The sequence below is a fragment of the Nodosilinea sp. LEGE 07298 genome (genome assembly GCF_015207265.1).
Classification (GTDB): domain Bacteria; phylum Cyanobacteriota; class Cyanobacteriia; order Phormidesmidales; family Phormidesmidaceae; genus Nodosilinea.
The window spans coordinates 1-19055 of the sequence record NZ_JADEXE010000111.1; the positions used below are offsets into that span (position 1 = coordinate 1).

8 protein-coding genes are annotated in these 19055 nt (G+C 53.0%); 4 read left to right on the forward strand and 4 right to left on the reverse strand.

The window, feature by feature from the left end; all coding sequences use genetic code 11:
• The 4 genes from IQ273_RS16065 to IQ273_RS16080 form a co-directional block, all read right to left on the reverse strand.
• Positions 1–680: response regulator transcription factor (locus IQ273_RS16065; protein ID WP_194024185.1), on the reverse strand; the 680-nt coding region annotated here is incomplete at its 3' end.
• Positions 681–967: 287 nt separating this feature from the next.
• The gene (locus tag IQ273_RS16070; RefSeq protein WP_194024186.1) at positions 968–6517 is read right to left on the reverse strand and encodes a PAS domain-containing protein; all 5550 of its coding nucleotides are present in this window, start codon (positions 6515–6517) and stop codon (positions 968–970) included.
• Between the two features lie 249 nt (positions 6518–6766).
• A complete protein-coding gene (locus IQ273_RS16075) occupies positions 6767–8875 on the reverse strand; it encodes an EAL domain-containing protein (protein ID WP_194024187.1) in 2109 nt (702 codons plus the stop codon).
• A gap of 74 nt (positions 8876–8949) precedes the next feature.
• The gene (locus IQ273_RS16080) at positions 8950–9960 is read right to left on the reverse strand and encodes a bifunctional diguanylate cyclase/phosphodiesterase (protein WP_194024188.1); all 1011 of its coding nucleotides are present in this window, start codon (positions 9958–9960) and stop codon (positions 8950–8952) included.
• 760 nt (positions 9961–10720) lie between these two features.
• Here IQ273_RS16080 and IQ273_RS16085 point away from each other — a divergent pair.
• From IQ273_RS16085 to IQ273_RS16100, 4 genes are all read left to right on the forward strand, one after another.
• Positions 10721–11716: a hybrid sensor histidine kinase/response regulator gene (locus IQ273_RS16085; protein ID WP_194024189.1), complete on the forward strand. Its 996-nt coding sequence runs from the start codon at positions 10721–10723 to the stop codon at positions 11714–11716.
• 415 nt (positions 11717–12131) lie between these two features.
• Entirely contained in the window at positions 12132–15575 is a 3444-nt protein-coding gene (locus IQ273_RS16090; protein ID WP_228053160.1) for a response regulator, read from the forward strand.
• Between the two features lie 96 nt (positions 15576–15671).
• Positions 15672–18044 (forward strand): sensor histidine kinase, encoded by a 2373-nt coding sequence (locus IQ273_RS16095; protein ID WP_194024191.1) that lies wholly within the window; start codon positions 15672–15674, stop codon positions 18042–18044.
• Between the two features lie 462 nt (positions 18045–18506).
• On the forward strand, positions 18507–19055 hold a 549-nt coding region (locus IQ273_RS16100; RefSeq protein ID WP_194024192.1), incomplete at its 3' end, for a FeoA family protein.

The window sequence follows — 19055 nt, forward strand, 5'->3', positions numbered from 1 at the left end:
GGGGTAGCCAGGGGTGGCTGGAGCCGATAGCCCATGCCATACACCGTATCGATGACGGTGCCAGCCCCGACCGCCTTGAGTTTATGCCGCAGCCGTTTGATGTGAGTTCTGACCGTTTCCTCGGCGGGGGTATCATCAAAGCTCCAGAGATGCTCAAGAATGCTGGTACTGCTAAAAACCTGTTGGGGACGCCGCAGAAATAGCTCTAGCAGACTGTATTCTTTGGGGGATAGGGACAGTAATTTTCCCTGGTAGGTCACCTCGCAGGTGCTGGGGTCGATGCACAGATCCCCCGATCGCAGCACTGGGTTTTTCAGCGTACTGGGGCGACGCAGCAAGGCGCGGATGCGGGCTGATAGCTCATTGAGAGTGCAGGGTTTAACTAAGTAATCGTCGGCACCAGCATCGAGACCAACAACTTTATCTGAGCTGTCGCCCTGGGCGGTGAGCAACAAAATAGGATTGCCGTATCGGGCCTGGCGCAGTTTCTGGCAGAGACGAATGCCGTCGAGCTTAGGCAAATTGATATCTAAGACGATCAAATCGTAGTCGGCAGCCTGGGCATAGTCCCAGCCAGCCTCGCCGTCTAGGACTACGTCTACAGCGTAGTGTTGCGACACCAAAAAATCGGCTAGCTGCTGGGTTAAAAGCTCGTCATCATCTACCAATAAAATACGCATATGCTGTTTCCTAGCTCTCTGATGCCCTTTGGGGTGATCGCTACCTAGATCTGTATAGCTGTAATCAGTTTGGTTGAGAGTATTTCAGCTAAATATTTATCCAGAGTTTGACGACAACAGGCCCAATGAGCCGAGTTTGCGACCTCAAAGGGAACGTTTATTTAGGTGGAATACTCTGAGACATTTCCCAGTGGGGGTGAGGGGCTGATATTCAGGAACTGGCTGAAGGTGTTGGGTGCTAGGGATTGGGTGTTAGTCAAGGCACAGGGCTACCTTAGAATACGGCGTCAGGATTGAGTTAGCTGCATCAGAACCTCAAACTTAAAGTCTCGTAGTAACTGGGTAAGGCCATCTATCAGGGCTTCATGCTCGGGGGGGATTTGCTGAATGAGTTGGGTAACTTCGGTGCTGTCGCACAGCATTGAAGCCCGATGTAGGGCGCTAGCCCAGGCGGGGGGCATCACGTGGAGAGCGCTAGCCTCTAGGCGACTACTCGTCGATTTTGGCGGGGTCGCCTGCGTTTCTGGGTCAGCATAGCGGTAGCGCAGGCCCAGGTGATCAGCCATTTTGGTGAGCAACAGGCTGAGCTGAACGGGCTTGCTGACAAAGTCTTCACAGCCTGCGGCTAGGGCCTGATCACGCTGCTCGCGGGAGGCCTGGGCCGTCAGGGCAATAATCACTGGCCCAAGTCCATCGCCACGCTCTTGGGCTTCGGCACGAATACGGCGGGTGGCCTCGTAGCCATCGATTTCTGGCATCCGCAAATCCATCCAGATCAGGTGGGGGGACCACTGTCGCCAGCGGGCGATCGCATCGGCCCCGTTGCTAGCTTCCTGTACGGCTAGCCCTAGCTGGGAGAGCGCGGCCACTAAAAAGTAGCGGTTTTCGGGCTGGTCATCGACGACCAAAATGCGGTAGGTCGGCTGCCCTGGCGCGAGGCCAATCACCGAGTCGAGGTTGTCTGCTGCGACCACATCTTCTGCCTTGGCCAGACAAAATGGAAGGTTACACCGGAAGGTGCTCCCCTCTCCCAAGGTACTCTCAACAGTGAGGGATCCCCCCATCAGGTGCGCCAGACTGCGGCTAATCGCCAGCCCCAGCCCCGTCCCTTCAAGGGAAACTTTGCCAGCTTTAGCCTGGACAAAGGCATCAAAGATGGCGGTGAGTTCGTCTGGGGCGATGCCAGTGCCCGTATCTTCAACGGCAAACGTGAGGTGCACCGAGGGTTGTTCGGCCCCAGACACCGACGCTGCAACTGGGGCAATTTCTTCTGGAGATGGTCGGCTGACCCGCAGGGTGATACCCCCAGCTTGGGTAAATTTAACGGCGTTGCTGAGCAGATTAATGAGCACCTGACGCAGCTTGTTGGAGTCAGCCACGATGTACTGGGGCAGATCTGGGGTCAGGGCCAGGGTAAAGTAGAGATCTTTATCGTCTGCCCGCTCCTGGAACATAGACTGGAGGTCGTAGAGCAGGCTAAATAGATCGATACTTTCGGGCTCTAGGATAATACGACTGGCCTCAATTTTAGACAGGTCGAGAATGTCGTTGATCAGATGCAGCAAATGGTCGCCGCTGCGCTCCATAATGCGGACGTATTCGCGCTGCTGAGCTTGGAGAGATGGGTCAGCATTTAAGATTTGAGCAAAGCCTAGAATCACGTTTAAGGGAGTGCGGAGTTCGTGACTCATATTGGCTAGAAACTCGTCTTTGAGGCGGGTAGCGCGGCTGAGGTCTTGGTTGGCGATCGCCAGTTTTTGGTTGCGATCGCTCAACTGTTGCTGGACTCGCTGGCGCTCTCCTAGCTCTTGCTGAAGCTGATCAAAGATGGCGACCTGTTGAATAGCGATCGCCAGTTGATTAGCGATCTGCTGCAACAGCTGCGCTTCAGCATCTTGCCAAACTCGTTGTGCCTGGCAGGCATGTATTACCAGCACACCCCAGAGCTTATGGTGGTTGCCCGGGGCGACCCAGCGGCCTCCGGTTGCGGTGCGCACCTCTTGCAAAATGGGCGCGACCACCTTAGATTTAATCTGCCCAGCATGGGAGTACTCCATCAGGCAATCGGTCCAGATATCATCCATGACATCTGGCACAATGCGCGGTTGACCTTGCCAGTAAAGGTCAAGAATGTCTTGGGACCAGACCTCATCCTCCCAGTGCATTGCTTTGAGCACGGGCAACGGCTTTAGAACCACCTCTTCGACAATTTGGCTGCGGCCATCGCCAGAGACCCGAAGCACAATCACCCGATCGCACTGAAAAATCGCCTGCACCTGTTGCGTGACGATGCCCAAAATTTCATCAAGGTTGAGGGATTCGCGGATCTGCCGCAGGATGACGCCTAGGGCTGTTTGTTGGTATAGCTGCTGAGCGATTTGATCCTCGGCCCGTTTGCGATCGCCAATATCGACAACCACCGCCAGGTTACTTACCACCTGGCCCACCTCATCCCGCAGCACGGAGATGCTAATTTTGGTCCAAATCCAGTCGCCATTTTTGTGGCGATCGCGCTTCTCGTAATCTAGATAGTCAATCTCGCCGCGCACAATGCGATCGATCTGGAGCCGATGCTGCGCCAGATCCTCAGGATGAATAATGTCTGCGAAGGAGAGCGCCAGCAACTCGTCTTTTGAATAGCCTAATAAATTGCAATAGTACTGATTGACCTCAACAAAGCGCCCCGAGGCATCGACTTGATTAATGCCCGCTGCCGCCTGCTCAAAGATAGCCCGAAAGCGAGCTTCACTGGCTTGCAGAGCCAGTTCGCTTTGCTTGCGATCGGTAATGTCCATGACGACACCAAACATTCGCACAATCCGGTCTTCCCTATAATCCAGTTCGATGCGGCCGTTCACATACCGCATTGCACCCGTAGGCCTAAAAATACGAAAATCAAAGTTTTGTGGAATACCCTGATTCGCTTCTGCGACCCGCTCTAAAAATAAGGCCTGATCATGGGGATGGATCTGTTCAGTATGCTCACTAAAGGTCGGTTCATCCTGATCTGGCGTCATGCCAAAGATGCGAAAAACCTCGTCTGACCAGTTAATTTTTTGGGTGTCTAGCTCAAAAGACCAGTAACCCAAATGACTAACCTCCTGAGCTTTTTCCAATTTTTCTCTGAGGTCAGCTAGGGCTATTTCAGTGTGTTTGCGATCGGTAATATCTCGACTGACACCAGTGAACCTGACCGGATTACCGTGCTCATCCCACTCAACAATTTTTCCCTGAGCTAAATTCCACTTGTAGGTGCCATCTTGGCAACGGAGACGATGCACATTCTCATAAATTTCCGTCTCTCCTCGCAGATGTTTGGCAATATCCGCCTCTAGCTGGGCTTGATCATCCGGGTGAACTCGGCTTTCCCACTCGATGACGGTATCGGTAACTGTTTCATCAGTACCGTAGCCCACCAGCGCTTTCCAATGCTTTTGCGAAAAAATCACCTCGTTGGTTTGCATATTCCAGTCCCAGATGCCGGTACCACTGCTGTCTAAGGCCAGCTCAAGCCGCATCTGGCTGGCTTGCAGGGCCAGTTCGGTGCTTTTACGATCGGTGATATCTAAACAGGTGCCGAATAGTCTAGTTGGATGTCCGGTCTCATCGCAATCAACCTTGCCACGTCCTTCGTGGTAGCGAACACTGCCATCGGGCAGCAAGGCCCGATAGTCGATTTGGTAGGGTGTACCCTGGGCAATAGCCCGATCAACAGCCTGCACTAGCTCCCTGCGATCGTCAGGGTGGATCATCTGCAAGTAGGCGTCGTAGGCTGGCTCATCCGTGGCTGGATCGAGGCCAAACATGCGAAACAGTTCTGGCGACCAGGTGATGGTTTGGCTGGCTAGGTCAAACGCCCAGTTACCAATGTGGGCCACTTGCTGAGCCTCTAGCAGCGCCGTTTGCAATTTGACAATCTCTAGCTCGGCTTGCTTTTGGGTAGTCTTATCTAGCACAATACCGTGCCAGGCCACATCGCCACTGGGACGCCGTTCCGGGCGCGAGTTGGCCTTGATCCACTTGGTCTTGCCCGAAGGTGTCACAATCCGCCACTCACAGATAAAAGTGGCCATAGCCTGCAAACTAGCGGCATAGGTCGCTAAATATCGCTCCCGATCCTCAGGGTGCATTTGCTCAGAAATGAGCGCCCCATTTTGCATCAGGGTAGCCACCGGAATTTCGTGGATTTCTTCAGCTGCTGGGCTGATGTAATCAAACTGAACAATGCCCGCCCTATTCTCTACAACAGAATAAATCACCGCTGGCGAAGCGGCAGCCAACTGCTGAAACCGGGCTTCGCTAGCGGCCAGGGCTATCTCAGCCTGATAGCGCTCTTCAATGTCGCGGCACACGCAGAGGTGCACCGACTGCCCATTCCAGAGAACAGGGCTGGCGCAAATTTCCACGGCATAGGTTGAGCCATCTCGCCGCCGATGCCGCCGTTCGAAGCGATCGAGGCAAAGAACAGAGTGCTGGCCACCGACTGGCTCTTGGGCAGCGTCAAAGTCGGCCACGTTGAGATCAATTGCCTCCTCTAGCGAATAGCCCAGCATAGTGGCAAAACTGTGGTTGGCCTCTAAAACATTGCCCGCTTGATCTAAGGTCACAATCCCATCTACGGACGCCTCAAAGAGGGCACGGCGGTATGACACCTCTTGGCTCAGGGCCGCTTCTGTTTGCTTCAGGGCCGTAATATCGACAAATAAGCCATCCCACGCCAGCCCTGCTGCGGTTGCCTGGGGACGAGAACGGCCCTGTAGCCAGCGCTGTTGCCCCGCTACTGTGGTAGACCGTCCTTCCCAAACCCGGTCGGCACAGTGTTCTGCCGCTTGGGCCACCGAGGCTTGCAGCGAGGGCAAATCGTCGGGATGAATTAAGGCCCAAAGGGTGTTAACGTCTTGCAGCAGCTGAGCGGGTTCTAACCCAAATAACTCGCAGCAGCCAGTGCTGACATAGGTGAAGGCACCGCCTTCGCTATCGGGCAAGTAGCGATAGACCATCCCTGGCACATTCGCCACCAGCACTTGGAAGCGAGCCTCACTCTCTTCCAGAGCCAGCTCAGCCCGCTTGCGATCGTCGATGTAGGTGGCAATGCCTAAACAGGAAGCCGCTGCCCCAGCCTCGGCTGCAAACGGCGATAGATTGACTGAGTACCAATAGTAGTGGCCGTCTCGGTGCAAAGCTCGAAACTCCAGGCCCCGACAACTTTCCCCAGTTAGGCAGGCCTGCACCGACTCGGCACAGCGGTCTAGATCGTCAGAATGAATGATGTCTACAAAGGGGCGATTTAGTAACTCATCCAGGTCATACCCGGTCGACGAGGCCACCTTAGAACTGAGAAAGCTCAAGGTGCCATCTGGAGCAATTATGAATACCAGGCCGTTGATCGTATCAATCAGACGACGCAGCTTGTGCTCACTAGCCTCAATGGCCAGCTGGCCAGCTTTTTGCTCTGTAATATCGCGAACGTATCCGTACCAGCGAATGCTGCCGTCTGGTAACCGCTGAGGGGTCGCATTACCCTGCACCCAGCGCAAGCGTCCATCTTGGTGGTAAATACGATGTTCGCAATGCCACGGGGTCATTTGAGTGGCAGAGTCTTCCACCGACTGCCTTAAATGAGCTAGGTCATCGGGATGCACGGCGGCAAACATCGGACCGGCATCCTCTCGTACCGCCTCGGGGGAAATGCCATAAAGCTCTGTAAGCCTGTCGCTGACATAGGGGAAGGCCATACGGCCATCAGCGTACTGGACGAACTCATAGATCACCCCAGGAATGTGGCGGGCAATGTTGTACAGGCGATCGCTGTCAGCCGAGGGGTGCGATGAGAGCATAGCGACGGGTACGTAAATGTTGAAGCTGCTAGCTTCAACCGAGAATTTTTTGGGAGAAAAAGGGTATTGACGATAGCATAGCCTTTCTCAACCCGGTCCCTCAAATTCCAACGCACCCACTGGACCAAAAAACATGTCCTATGGAAAGCAACGATACATCCTTTAGCCAGCCTGGCGTAAGACGGCTTCGTCGTAGAAGACAGTACCGTTACGCTGGGCCTTGGTCCGGCACGGTTTTGGCCTGTTTTTTTAAGCAGTTTCTAACAGAGAAACAACTTGCCCAGCCATCAATGGTTTGCCCAAGTAAAAGCCCTGACCATAATCGCATTTGAACGCCTTTAGCCAGGCCATGTGGCGAGCGCACTCTATACCTTCAGCAATGACTTCAATGCCTAGGTTGTGAGCTAAGTCAATGATAGAGTGAATAATCGTAAATCCTGCGCTAGAGGCATCCTGATCAATACCGCTAATAAAAGATCGATCGATTTTAAGAGCATCAATTGGGAGTTCATGAAGGTGGTTAAGCGAAGAATAGCCAGTGCCAAAATCATCAATCAGAACTGCTATTCCTAGTTTGTTCAAGCAATTGAAAATATTGATAGAAGTTTGAATGTCCTCCATGATGGTAGCTTCAGTTATTTCTAGTTTAAGATTAGAGGCATTTATTTGATACTGCTCAATCAAGTTTCGGAGTAAATTGATTAGATCTGAATGATAAAACTGGTGCTTAGAAACATTGACGCTCAAAATAATGGGTAACACTGACTTTGATCGCTGTTCCCACTCCCTTAGCTGGCGACAAGACTCTTGCAGTGTCCATTGGCCAATAGAGTCTGTCAATCCAGTTTCCTCAGCCTGCCCAAGAAATTGTTCTGGCACTAGCAATTCTCCTTCGGGGTGTGCCCACCGAATTAAAGCTTCTAGACCAATCAGTTTTTGGCTTTTAAGCTTAAAAATTGGCTGGTATAAAAGCCTGAATTCCTGCCGCTCAATTGCTCGCTTTAGAGCACTATCTAACTGCAAGAAGGCAAGAGATGGCTTGATACTTTCTGGATTAAAAACGGCATATTTAGCTCGGCCATTCGCTTTAGCCTGGTACATGGCTACGTCAGCATCTTTAATCACCTCTTCCACACTCTTATACTCATCAGTACTAAAGGTAATACCAATGCTGGCACTCGGAAAAATTTCTCTACCATCGAGCATGAGAGGAATCGAAATCTTTTCCTGAATCCTTTCAGCTACTTCAATGGCATCTTCAATCACCTGAATGTCATGTAGCAAGATAGCAAACTCATCACCGCCTAGCCGGGCGACAAGATCTTGGGGTCTGAGACAGGCTTTTAACCGAGCCGAAATTTCAACTAGTAGGCGATCGCCTGCTAGATGGCCCAAGCTATCGTTGACAATCTTAAAGCGATCTAAATCCACAAAGAGAACTGCAAATTCATAGTTCTTTTTCCGCTGCTTTAGAGCGACAGAATGAGCAGTTTTTTCTAAAAAGAGCGCACGGTTAGGCAGTCCGGTTAAGCTGTCGTGAACAGCTTCAAGCAGTAGCTTTTGCTCTAGAACTTTGCGCTGATTTATGTTGCGCAAAATAATAACTGTATGAGAGTCAGGCCCTGGAAAAATTCTCACTTCACAACACAGAATGTGGTCATTCCGGAGTAGAGAGACTTCGAAGGAGCGCAAGTTCTTATTTTTCTCAATCTGTCGCATGTGCTTAAACAGATTGAGGCAAAAATTGATGGGAAAAAATTCGAAAATTGTTTTGCCAATCTGTTCTGGCGACAACTTTGGCAGTTCTTGGTCTGTTCCATTCTGAAAATTCAAAATTTGCCCTTCAGAATCAACTTTCATGAACAGATCAGGACAGTCATAAAAAAGACTTAGGTCGGCCTCAATCTTGGTATCTAAATAATTGACTCCAGGTGTAAAATACCTTGAGTTTTTCTGCTCAGGAAAATTTTCTGGAGCCGCTTTTTCTTTTTGTGATATAGATAAACTATTTTCTATTTCTCCATATACATCCTTGCAAAATATTATTCTATCTCCGGCCTTTAACGTCTTTTTCTTGACGGCTTTTTTATTCACAAAAACACCGTTTTTGCTTGGCCTACCTCCGGGCTCTCCATCTACAATATGATAACTGTCGCACAGCCAGATCAGACTCGCATGATAGCGAGATACTCCCCGGCATAGCAGCTGAATATCTCTGTCCTGATTGCGCCCAATCGAGTAAAAATTTTTGCTTAAAGGTACTGCTAGCCTCCGTTCTTCATCCTGTATTAGAAGTGTAAATTGTCTAAAATCTGGTCGATTCAATGGGTAGATGTCTCTTTCCTGACTAGGCTGCATGTTTTAAAGCTGGCAATAAATTGTTTTTTCTAGTACCATGAAAATAGTAGCTTTAAGAAAATTTGGTCTACATTCTAAATCTTGTGGTTTAGTAAAGCTGCAACACCAGCAGGGTCGGTAGGCTTAGAAAAGAAATATCCCTGCATTTTTCGGCATCCTAACTGTTTGAGGGCTGTTAATTCTTCTAGACTTTCCACTCCTTCTACAATCACATCTAGATTCAGTTTTTGGGCAAGCATGAGGATAGTTTCGCTCATGACCCAGTTCTTGTTTCGGACAAAAGACTGATCGATTTTAAGAGTGTCAAAAGGTAGTTCTTGCAGTCGGCCAAGGGAAGAATAGCCAGTGCCAAAGTCATCAATGTAGATTTGCACGCCAAGCTGCTGTAGTTTGACTAGCGTCTTGACAGCTACATCCTCATTCTCGACTAAAGCGCTCTCCGTTATTTCTAACTTAAGACTGCCAAAAGGAAGAGAATTTTTTGATAGAATCTGGCTGACTTTTTCCACGAGTTTTCCACTCTGAAGCTGTATGGCCGAGAGATTTACACTTATGCTGAGAGGATTGCTAGAGGGAAATTCGGCTTGCCATTGGGACAATTGACAGCAAGCTTTATCTAGCAGGAAAAGTCCAATATCGCAGATGAGATTGGCTTTCTCTGCAAGGGGAATAAAAACCTGTGGAGAGATTTCACCTCGGGTGTCGTGTCGCCATCTAGCCAAGGCTTCAAAACCAATAATTTGGCTGGTTTCAAGGCAAACTATTGGCTGATAAACTAAGTAAAATTCTCTTCTTTCTATGGCCTTATATAGATCATTTTCAAGTTGAAGAAGTTCGACTTTGGCTGTCGATAGTACCGTTAGCAAGGGTGTAGTTTGAACTTCAAGAGCATTGGCCAACCGTACTAAGCGATCAGCATTATCAATGGCAATAGCTAGCAGGTGCTGAGCGTCTTCAGACAGAGAGCCAAGATGCTGATAGCCCAACAACTTGAGTGCTCCCTGAATAGAAGTTAACGGAGTTCTAAGCTCATGACAGAGAAGTAAAGAGGTATCTTGAATTGGATTTATTTGGCTCTTTAGCATTCAGAAAGGGTTTTAGGTAATGGGTTGAGAACAACGGAAATGAGGGGAAGTGAGTGAATTAGATACATCACGGTCTTGCAAACGTAAGTTGCAGCTTCTAAGCCAAAACTGATGAGCAATAGGGAGAGTACGACCCGCTTGAGGGCTGCGGATGTGCCGGTTTTACCTCTAGAGGCTATGGGGCGAACGGGACGAGAACGACAGGGGGCGATTCCTTACTTACTCGTCAAGATGTGCCAGCCCAACACAGAATTTGATTCTAGAAGATAAATGTGTCATTTCTGTGACCCCCACTCGGGCTATGCAATTGCTGCCAAATAGCGCTCTTGCAAAATCGCCTAACTTACGCTGGGAACCTGCTTAGCGTTTGTCAGACTTTCGCCCCACATTTTTTGAGGAACGAAAGTCTGGCGGTTAGATCTGCCCACACACATCTTGCATTCTTTAGAGGGGAAGGCCGATGCTTGTTTAAGAGTACCCATATGATTTAGCACGATGAAAATAGATGCTAGGGTTTGCAGGGTTTGATTCTTTTATATCAAGCCTTGTAAGTTTTTCCTACGTCCTTAAGTTAGTAGCTTCCTCCAGCACAACCGCTACACTGCCACGAGATTGTCACAGTTCTCTTTCATGATGAAACTGTTCCTGAAATAGTCGATGTCCCCTACAGGCAGGTGGGGCATGGTTGACTGCTCCGGCTCGGGTTTGTCCGAGCGATTGGGCGATTGGCCATGCCTCCACCTTACTCTTTGATATTTCTATGCAATCTCCTTTATCGCCTGCTCAAATCACGGTTCTATCTGTTGCCTGTAGTTTGGTAAATTGCGATCGCTTCGAACAGTGGTTGGCCAACCATAGCCGCTATCGCTGGCTCCGTTGGGAGAGCGACGACAGTCTTGCCCTAGACTCAACCTGTCCTCCAGACCTGATCTTGCTGGGTTGTAGAGCCGGAGTCGAGAGCCTGACGGCTCTGGCGGCCCAGTGGCCCACCGCCAGGGTCATTGTGATACTGGAGCCAGAGCAAGCAGCTGAGGCTGAGCTCTGGTTAAATCAAGGAGCCGATGACTTTTGGGTCAGCACACAAATTTCGGAGGTTCGCTTTCTCCACACCTTACAACGATTGGTGGCCCAGTCCCAGGAGGTAGCGCATCGGATTGCCACCCGTACTCCAAAACTCGGTCATGCTAAGCGGGCCGCCGAAATGGCTAGTCATGTTAACCACCAGCTGATGACTGACCTGAGTCACGATTTACGAACCCCGCTCAGTACAATTTTGGGGTTTAGTCAGCTGCTGTTGCAGGAAGCTAACCTCACTCCCCAGCAGCAGGATGCGTTGAATATTATCTATACCAGCGGCGAGCATTTGCTGGGCCAAATCAACAGTACCCTTGCTATTACCCAGCCAGCGCCTGTGACCCCTTTGGCGCGATCGCCACAGGCGGTTGTAGGGTTAGCGCCTGGTTCTCCCGTCTGTCGCATCCTAATCGTAGATGACGACTGGATAAGTCGCGTTTTGCTGCAGACCCTGTTGGCTCCTTTAGGATTTGAGCTACAGGTGGCAACCAGTGGACGCGACGCGATTATTCAGTGGGCGGACTGGCAGCCCCACCTGATCTGCATAGCCATGGCTATGACCGGCCTGGATGGCTATGAAACCACTCGCCATCTAACGCACCATAGAGTACAAACAGCTCTGCCCAGAGACACCCCCTCAGCAGTTTGTTGCTACTCAAATCATTGCCCTGGTAAACAGTGACCAAGACGACGCCTTTGGGATTCGGGCTGTCGGCTGCAATGACTGGGTAGAGAAACCGATTCAGCCTGATTTGATGCTGGAGAAAATAGCTAAGTGTTTGGCTTTGGAGTACATCTACGCCCATGAGTCAGACCTTGGGGGATCGGTTCAGGTGATGCCAAACTCCGCCGAGCTTTGAGGTCAATACTCACGCCTGCTCTCAACGGGGCACTATTGCCTTAGACGAGCCCTCGTCTCGCCCCACCCAGCCATTAAGGCCCAATCAGAAAATTGCGCCGATAACGACGTCATACCGACCAGCGGGTAGCTGGCTGCTTGGAGAGTGGAATCTCAGGTGCTGCCCACAACCGACCAGTCACCGGGCGAGTGCCTTGATCGTCCCCGCCAGCTTGCAGACCGTTCTAGAAATGTTGCTATGCCTAGCCCCGAATTAGCCACTGTTATGACTCACTGTGACCCTCCTCCGGCCTGTGAAACTATCGTCATTGTGGGCAAGTCTTCAGCGGATCTCAGCGCTTTGGTACACCCTCTCCGGCGGCAGGGCTATAGCGTGCGCTGCATCGAGAGGAGCGCGGCAGACCTGAGCGAGATCCAGGCGGTTGCTCCTGACCTGATTTTGCTCAATCTGGCTAGGCCCGATGTCAATAGCTATGATCTGTGCCAGCAGTTGCAGGCCGACCCGGCCACAGAGATCATTCCAGTAATTGTACTCGGCCCTCTAGACACACAGGCTGGGCAGGTCAAGGCCCTTTTGATGGGAGCGATCGATTACCTGACTGAGCCCGTTGCCCCTGAGGCACTGCTGGTGAAGGTGGCTAACCATCTGCGGATACATCGACGGCAGCAGCAGTTAACAACTGAAAATGAACGTTTGCGGCGTGAGCTTTGCGATCGCGATCGCGAAGGGCTCAAGCTACAGCAGGCTTCAAATCGCCTGTCGGCTCTGATTGAACACCTAACGGCCCATCAGCAGGCAGAACGGTTGCTGGTGCAAAAGTCGAATGTGCTTCAACAGTTTAGCCGTAGCCTCAAAGAGCTGCATCGCCTCAGCCTGACCCGGTTTACCAGTTTTGACGCCCTGCTGGCCGACTATCTCCAGACCGGCTGCAAGGTGTTGGGCTTTACCGGCGGCTTGGTGGGCCAGGTGGATGACACTGACTATGTGGCCCAGGCCATGCTGAGCGAACTACCAGGTCTAGAACCCAACCTGCGCTGCACCTTAGATAACACCTTCTGCGGCATGGCAATTCGCCAACAGCAGACGATTTGCTTAGACCACGTAGGGGCCGATGTTAACCTCCGCCAGCACCCGCTTTACCAGGCGTTGAAGCTGGAGTCGTACCTGGGCACGCCGATTGTAGTCGACGGGGAGGTGTACGGCAGCCTCTGCTTTTTTGACACCGTCCCTCGTCCCCAGGGGTTTAAGCAACACGAAAAAGAAATCATTGAGCTGATGGCCCAGAGCATCAGTAAGGTGATTAGCACCTACCGGCTGGAGCAAAACCAGCAGCAGGCCAAAGCCGAATTGCAGGCCAGCGAAGAGAAATTTCGTCAGCTGGCAGAATACATCGACAGCGTATTTTGGGTCTACGAGCTGCAGGAACACCGGGTTAGCTACGTCTCCCCCGCCTACGAGGATCTCTGGGGCCGCAGCCGAGACGAGCTGTACCAAAACCCAACCGCCTGGCTCGATGCGGTGCACTGCGGCGATCGCAGTCGTATTTACCGCAGCCTGCCCCAACTCAGCGACGCGGTCGGCCTCGCCAGCTTTACCTACGATGAGGAGTTTCGGGTGGCCCAGCCCCAGGGGCGGCAGGCCTGGGTACGGGCGCGCGCCTTTCCCATCTGCAACGACCGGGGGGAGGTGTACCGCCTGGTGGGAATCATCGAAGACCTAACCCAGGTCAAACACCAGGAAGAAGCGCTGCGGCTAATCGTGGAAGGTACTGCCGCCAAGACCGGCCAGGACTTTTTTGAATCCCTGGTGCGCTACCTGGCCGACATTCTACAGGTTCGTCATGCCCTGGTCACCCAGTGCTTGCCCCCTGGCCATCAGCGGGTTAGCACCCTGGCTTTTTGGCAAAACGGTTTGCTGAGCGAGCCCCAGGAATATGACACCCTGGGCACCCCCTGCGAGCGAGTGGTGGCCGGGGAGGTGATCTATATCCCTGCCCAGGCGCAGGCTTTGTACCCTACCGATAGGGAATTACAGCGGTTAGAGGCCGCCAGCTTTTTAGGCATTCCCCTGGTCGATCGGGCGGGCAGGGTGATTGGCCACCTGGCGGTGATCGACGACAAACCCATGGTGGCTAATCCAACCCGCGAGATGATTTTACGCATCTTTGCGGCCCGAGCTGCCGCAGAGCTAGAGCGGCAACAGGTCGAGCAGGCTCTACAGCTGGCCCGAGCCACCGCCGATGCCGCCAACCAGGCCAAAAGCACCTTTTTGGCCAACATGAGCCACGAGTTGCGGACACCCCTCAACAGCATCATCGGGTTTGCCCAGCTAATTAACCGCGACTGCAATGTAGACGCCGAGGCCGTCGGCTATTTGGAGATCATTCGCCACAGTGGCGAACACCTACTGGCGCTCATTAACGACGTGCTCGAAATGTCCAAGATTGAGGCGGGGCGGGTTGCGGCACAGGTTACCGCCTTCGATTTGTCTTACCTGCTGCTGGGCTTAGAGGCGATGCTGCTGCTGCAGGCAGAGGCCAAAGGACTGGACCTGACCTTTGACTGCGATCCGGCGATGCCGACCTACATTGCCACCGATGAAAGTAAGCTGCGGCAGATCCTGATTAATCTGTTGAGCAATGCCATTAAGTTTACCCAGTCGGGCTGGGTGATGCTGCGGGTCCGGTGCCAACCGCCTCTATCTGGGGCACAAGCTACGGCCGCTGCCCAGGCGAGCACGGCATTAGAGTTTGCGGTCATCGACACCGGCCCCGGCATTGCCCCTGAGGAGATGAACCAGTTATTTGAGCCTTTTAGCCAGACCAATGCTGGACTGCGATCGCACCAGGGCAGCGGGCTAGGGCTCAGCATTAGCCAGCAGTTTGTCCGCCTGATGGGGGGCGAGTTAACCGTAGAGACCCAGGTGGGCCAAGGCTCAATGTTTAAGTTTACCCTGCCGGTAAACCGGATGAATGGTGCAGAGGATATCCTCACCCCAGACCATGCTGCCAATCTTAAGCTAGCTCCCGGCCAAGACCCCTATCGTCTGCTGGTGGTGGACGACCATCCCACCAATCGCCATCTGCTCGTGCGTTTGCTCCAGTCAGCAGGGTTTGAGGTGCAGGCTGCCCCCGATGGCCAGGCTGCCGTTGAGCAGACCCAGCGCTGGCTGCCCCACCTGATCTGGATGGACATTCGCATGCCCGTTTTAGATGGCTACGCGGCTACCCGTCAGATCAGAGACCTCAGTCTCAGCCTCAGCCCAGTGATCATAGCGCTGACCTCCAGCCCCTTTGAAGAAGAGCGGCCTAAGATCTTAGCCGCCGGTTTCGACGACTTTGTGCGCAAACCCTTCCAGCTAAAAACCATCCTGCACAAAGTGGCCACCCACCTGCCCGTGCGCTACACCTGCCCCACAGCGGTTGCCCCTACAGCAACTGGCCTTGCTCTAGCCCATCCCCGCTGCACCTCTGCTGAAATCGCGGGATGGCTACAAACTATGCCCTCAGATTGGCAGCAAACCCTGGCTCAGGTGGCTACAGTTGGCTCCGACCAGCGTCTAATTCAGCTGCTAGACCAGGCTGAAACCGCCCCCGCTGCGATCGCTCAAACCCTGACCGTTTGGGCTAAAAACTTTGAGTTCGATCGCATCCTGGCCTGCTTACCCCCGGTCTCGCTGTAGTTTTCCTAACCAGCCCCCTCATGGCCTAAAAACGGGCTTGATGTTCAATCTATCCCCACCGCCCCGTATCTGCACCTACCCATAACGAGTCTGGCGATGGCAATGCCTCGATTGTGCTTTAAACCCATCCGTTTACTGGAGCGGCTGCCGCTAGTCGTCGTCCTGGAGGTTCCCTACCTGCTGCAAATGCTGACAGTAGCTGGTTTAGCCAGCTGGATGCTAGTGCAGTATCGGCAGGTGACCGTGACAGAGATGGCCACCAGCTTGCAAGAGGAAACCACAGAGCGGGTTGCCGCCTATATTGAATACCAAACCTCAACAGTGGCTCGGCTGAACGAAACCCATGTCGCGGCCATAGAGACCCAACTGCTCGATTTGAATAACTTTGAGCAGATGGGGCAGTTCTTTTGGCAGCAGATGGAGAGCTACCCTGTTGACTACATTAACTACGCCAACCCCACCAGTGAATTTCTGGGGGTAGAGCGGCTGGAAGACGGCACCCTGGTGATCAACGAAACCCGCCGGGATGACCTCAAGCACATGACCATTTACCAAACCGATGACCAGGGGCACCGTACCCAGGCTGAGGTGACCCCGGCCCCTGAGCCCGTGACGGAAGAAGAGTGGTATGCAGCGGCGGCGGCAGCGGGGCAGCCCCTGTGGAGCCCCATTTATGCTTGGCATGACCAGCCGGATGTGCTCTCGATCTCGGCTAGCTATCCCCTGTACACGCCCCAGGGCGAGCTATTGGGGGTGATGGGGGCAGACTTGGTCCTCACCCAACTGGGACAGTTTTTGCAGTCCATTCAGGTGAGCCCGTCTACCCAAATTTTTATCGTGGAACGCACTGGTCTGCTAGTGGCCAGCTCCGATAGTAGCGTTCCCTTTGCGACGGTTGATGGCGAAGCCCATCGCCTGGCCGCTACCGATAGCCCTAATCCAGTGGTGCGAGCCACCGCCGAGCATTTGGTCCAGGCGGGCGGGTTGGAGAAGACTAGCCCCACCACCCTAGACGTAGATCTACCCCAGGGGCGGCAGTTTGTCAGTGCGATGCCCTGGCAAGATGACTTAGGGCTCGACTGGATGGTGGTGGTAGTGGTGCCTGAGGCTGACTTTTTGACCCGGTTCGATGCTTACGTACACACGACACTGCTACTGGCGCTGTTGTCCTTAGCCATTGCGATGCTAATGGCTCTGCTGACCAATCGCTGGATCAATCGCCCTATTCAGCAACTGGCGATGGCCAGTCGTGCGATCGCGGCGGGCGATCGCACCCAAACTCCTGCTGTGCAAGGTCTGCGCGAGCTAACTATGCTATCGACGGCCTTTAACCAAACGGCAGCCCAGATAGCCGATGCCCTAGACCAGTTAGAAAACCGAGTCGCAGAACGCACCGCTGCACTGGCTAGGGCTAAGGGGGCCGCAGAGGCTGCCAACCGGTCTAAAAGCCTATTTTTGGCCAACATGAGTCATCAGTTGCGGACACCGCTCAACATTATTCTGGGGTTTATTCAAGTCATGCAGAGCGATGCAGTGGTTGCCAAGCCCCACCGCGAGGCGCTAGCCAGTATGTACCGCAGCGCTGACTATCTACTGGTGCAAATTAACAATCTCCTGCTGGCCTCTAAACTCGATATCGAGGAGGGACCAGCTATTGTCTCAGCCTGGGTGGACCTGGAGCTGCTGCTGCACAATCTTCAGACCCAGTTCTCGGCCCACCTGACCCATCTTGTGCATCCAGAAGTGGAATTTCGGCTAGAGATAGAGGAGACAATACCCCAGCACATCTGTATCGATGAAGCCAAACTGTACCAAAGCCTGGCCAATCTGTTGGAAAATGCCTTTAGATTTACCGTCGCTGGACAGGTAACTCTGCACCTAGCTGGGCAGAAGCAGGGGGCCGCAACAACAACGCCCTCATTGGACCAGGGGGCAAACTCTCACCACCAGTACTGCCTGACCTTTTCGGTAGCTGACACTGGCCCCGGTATCGATCGCGATGAGCTAGAGCATCTGTTTAGGCCCTTAGAACAAACAAAATCAGGGCAGCGATCGCAGCGAGGCAGCGGCCTAGGTTTGTTTATTTCTCAAGAGTACGTTCGCCTGCTGGGGGGACAGCTCCAGTGCCATAGCCAACCTGGCCTCGGCAGCTGTTTTGAGTTCACCGTCACGGTGCCGGGCAGCGCCCCAACCCTAGCCGCGATCGTCCCCACCCCCCACAGGGGCCTCGACATTCGGCCATTATCTCCACCACCCCAAGCCGATCACCTAGCGATAATGCCCAAGGAGGGGTGCGACCAGCTGCAGCAAGCAGCCATCCTTGGGGATGACAATGTGGTTTTTGCTTTGCTCCAGATGATTCCCCCCGAGGGGGCGGAGCTAAGCAACTGGCTGCGACGCTGGGCCACAGACTATCAATTCGACTATATCCTGGAGCTATTTCAGCCGCCCTCCCATCAGCCTAATTGACTGACAAAAGCTTGCGTAGGGACAAACGGCGTTGGCCCAGCTTAACTGGGAGTAACCAAAGCGGATTCAGTATGAGTCAGGGGCAACTCTTAAGTTTGAATTAAAAACTTATCGGCCTTCGATTTTTTGCAGTATCAAAGAGATGCTGGCTTAATAACATTTTTTTTCATTAGTCTATTTCGTCCGACGGCTGGCCTGGCCATGGTTTATCCCTAACCCCCCCTTGGGCCGTGTCTTTTGCCTGTATGCCAAATTCAGCCGATCCAAGTCTTCCCTAGAGTTTCAGGACTTGATAGGGGGAGAGTCTGTAGCCTCAGTTCCGGAGGATCTAGCGTAACCCACCTTACGCTTAGCTTTTTAATCAAAAGATCGCTTGGTAGTGATTTAGTGATAATATAGCCTGTGTTAAATGAGAAGAATTCCTGACAAACGCCCCTTCCTAGTTGTGATTTCGGAGCCCCTATGGAACCCAATTCACTCAACACGGCCTCAGCTAATGCCTTCGGCACTGACTCCTTAGGCATCACCTTCGTCGGAGGCACCGCTGATTTAGGTGACCCGCCCACCCCTGGCCACACTTTTGCCGAGTCTGCTGGGGCTGAGGCAGCGCTATTGCCCCTGACGATGCTGGCTATTGGCGATCGCGTCTGGGTATGCACCATCAAAGGTGGTCATCGCATGGTGCGCCGCCTGATGGATGTCGGCATCGTGCAGGGCAGCGAGATGACCGTGGTCAGCCGCACCGACAGTGGCTCCGTAATTGTCGGTTTCCAGGGCTGCCGCATTGGCCTAGGCGCGGGCATGGCGCATCGGATTTTGGTGACAACAACGCAACTGGAAATATCGCAAACCGTGACCCAGTCAGCACTAGCACAGCCTGTAAATGGAGATTTCGTTATGCCAGACCCCCTGCACCTCGGTGCTCTAGCGGTGGGCCAATCCGGCCACATCGTGGGCTACGAAAAAGCGCATCGCGCCTATCGCGAAAAGCTGCTGTCGATGGGCCTGACC

Coding starts and splice junctions, on each gene's coding strand:
- IQ273_RS16070 (WP_194024186.1), bottom strand. CDS start 6,517: ATGCTCTCATCGCACCCCTCGGCTGACAGCGATCGCCTGTACAACATT.
- IQ273_RS16075 (WP_194024187.1), bottom strand. CDS start 8,875: ATGCAGCCTAGTCAGGAAAGAGACATCTACCCATTGAATCGACCAGAT.
- IQ273_RS16080 (WP_194024188.1), bottom strand. CDS start 9,960: ATGCTAAAGAGCCAAATAAATCCAATTCAAGATACCTCTTTACTTCTC.
- IQ273_RS16085 (WP_194024189.1), top strand. CDS start 10,721: ATGCAATCTCCTTTATCGCCTGCTCAAATCACGGTTCTATCTGTTGCC.
- IQ273_RS16090 (WP_228053160.1), top strand. CDS start 12,132: ATGCCTAGCCCCGAATTAGCCACTGTTATGACTCACTGTGACCCTCCT.
- IQ273_RS16095 (WP_194024191.1), top strand. CDS start 15,672: ATGGCAATGCCTCGATTGTGCTTTAAACCCATCCGTTTACTGGAGCGG.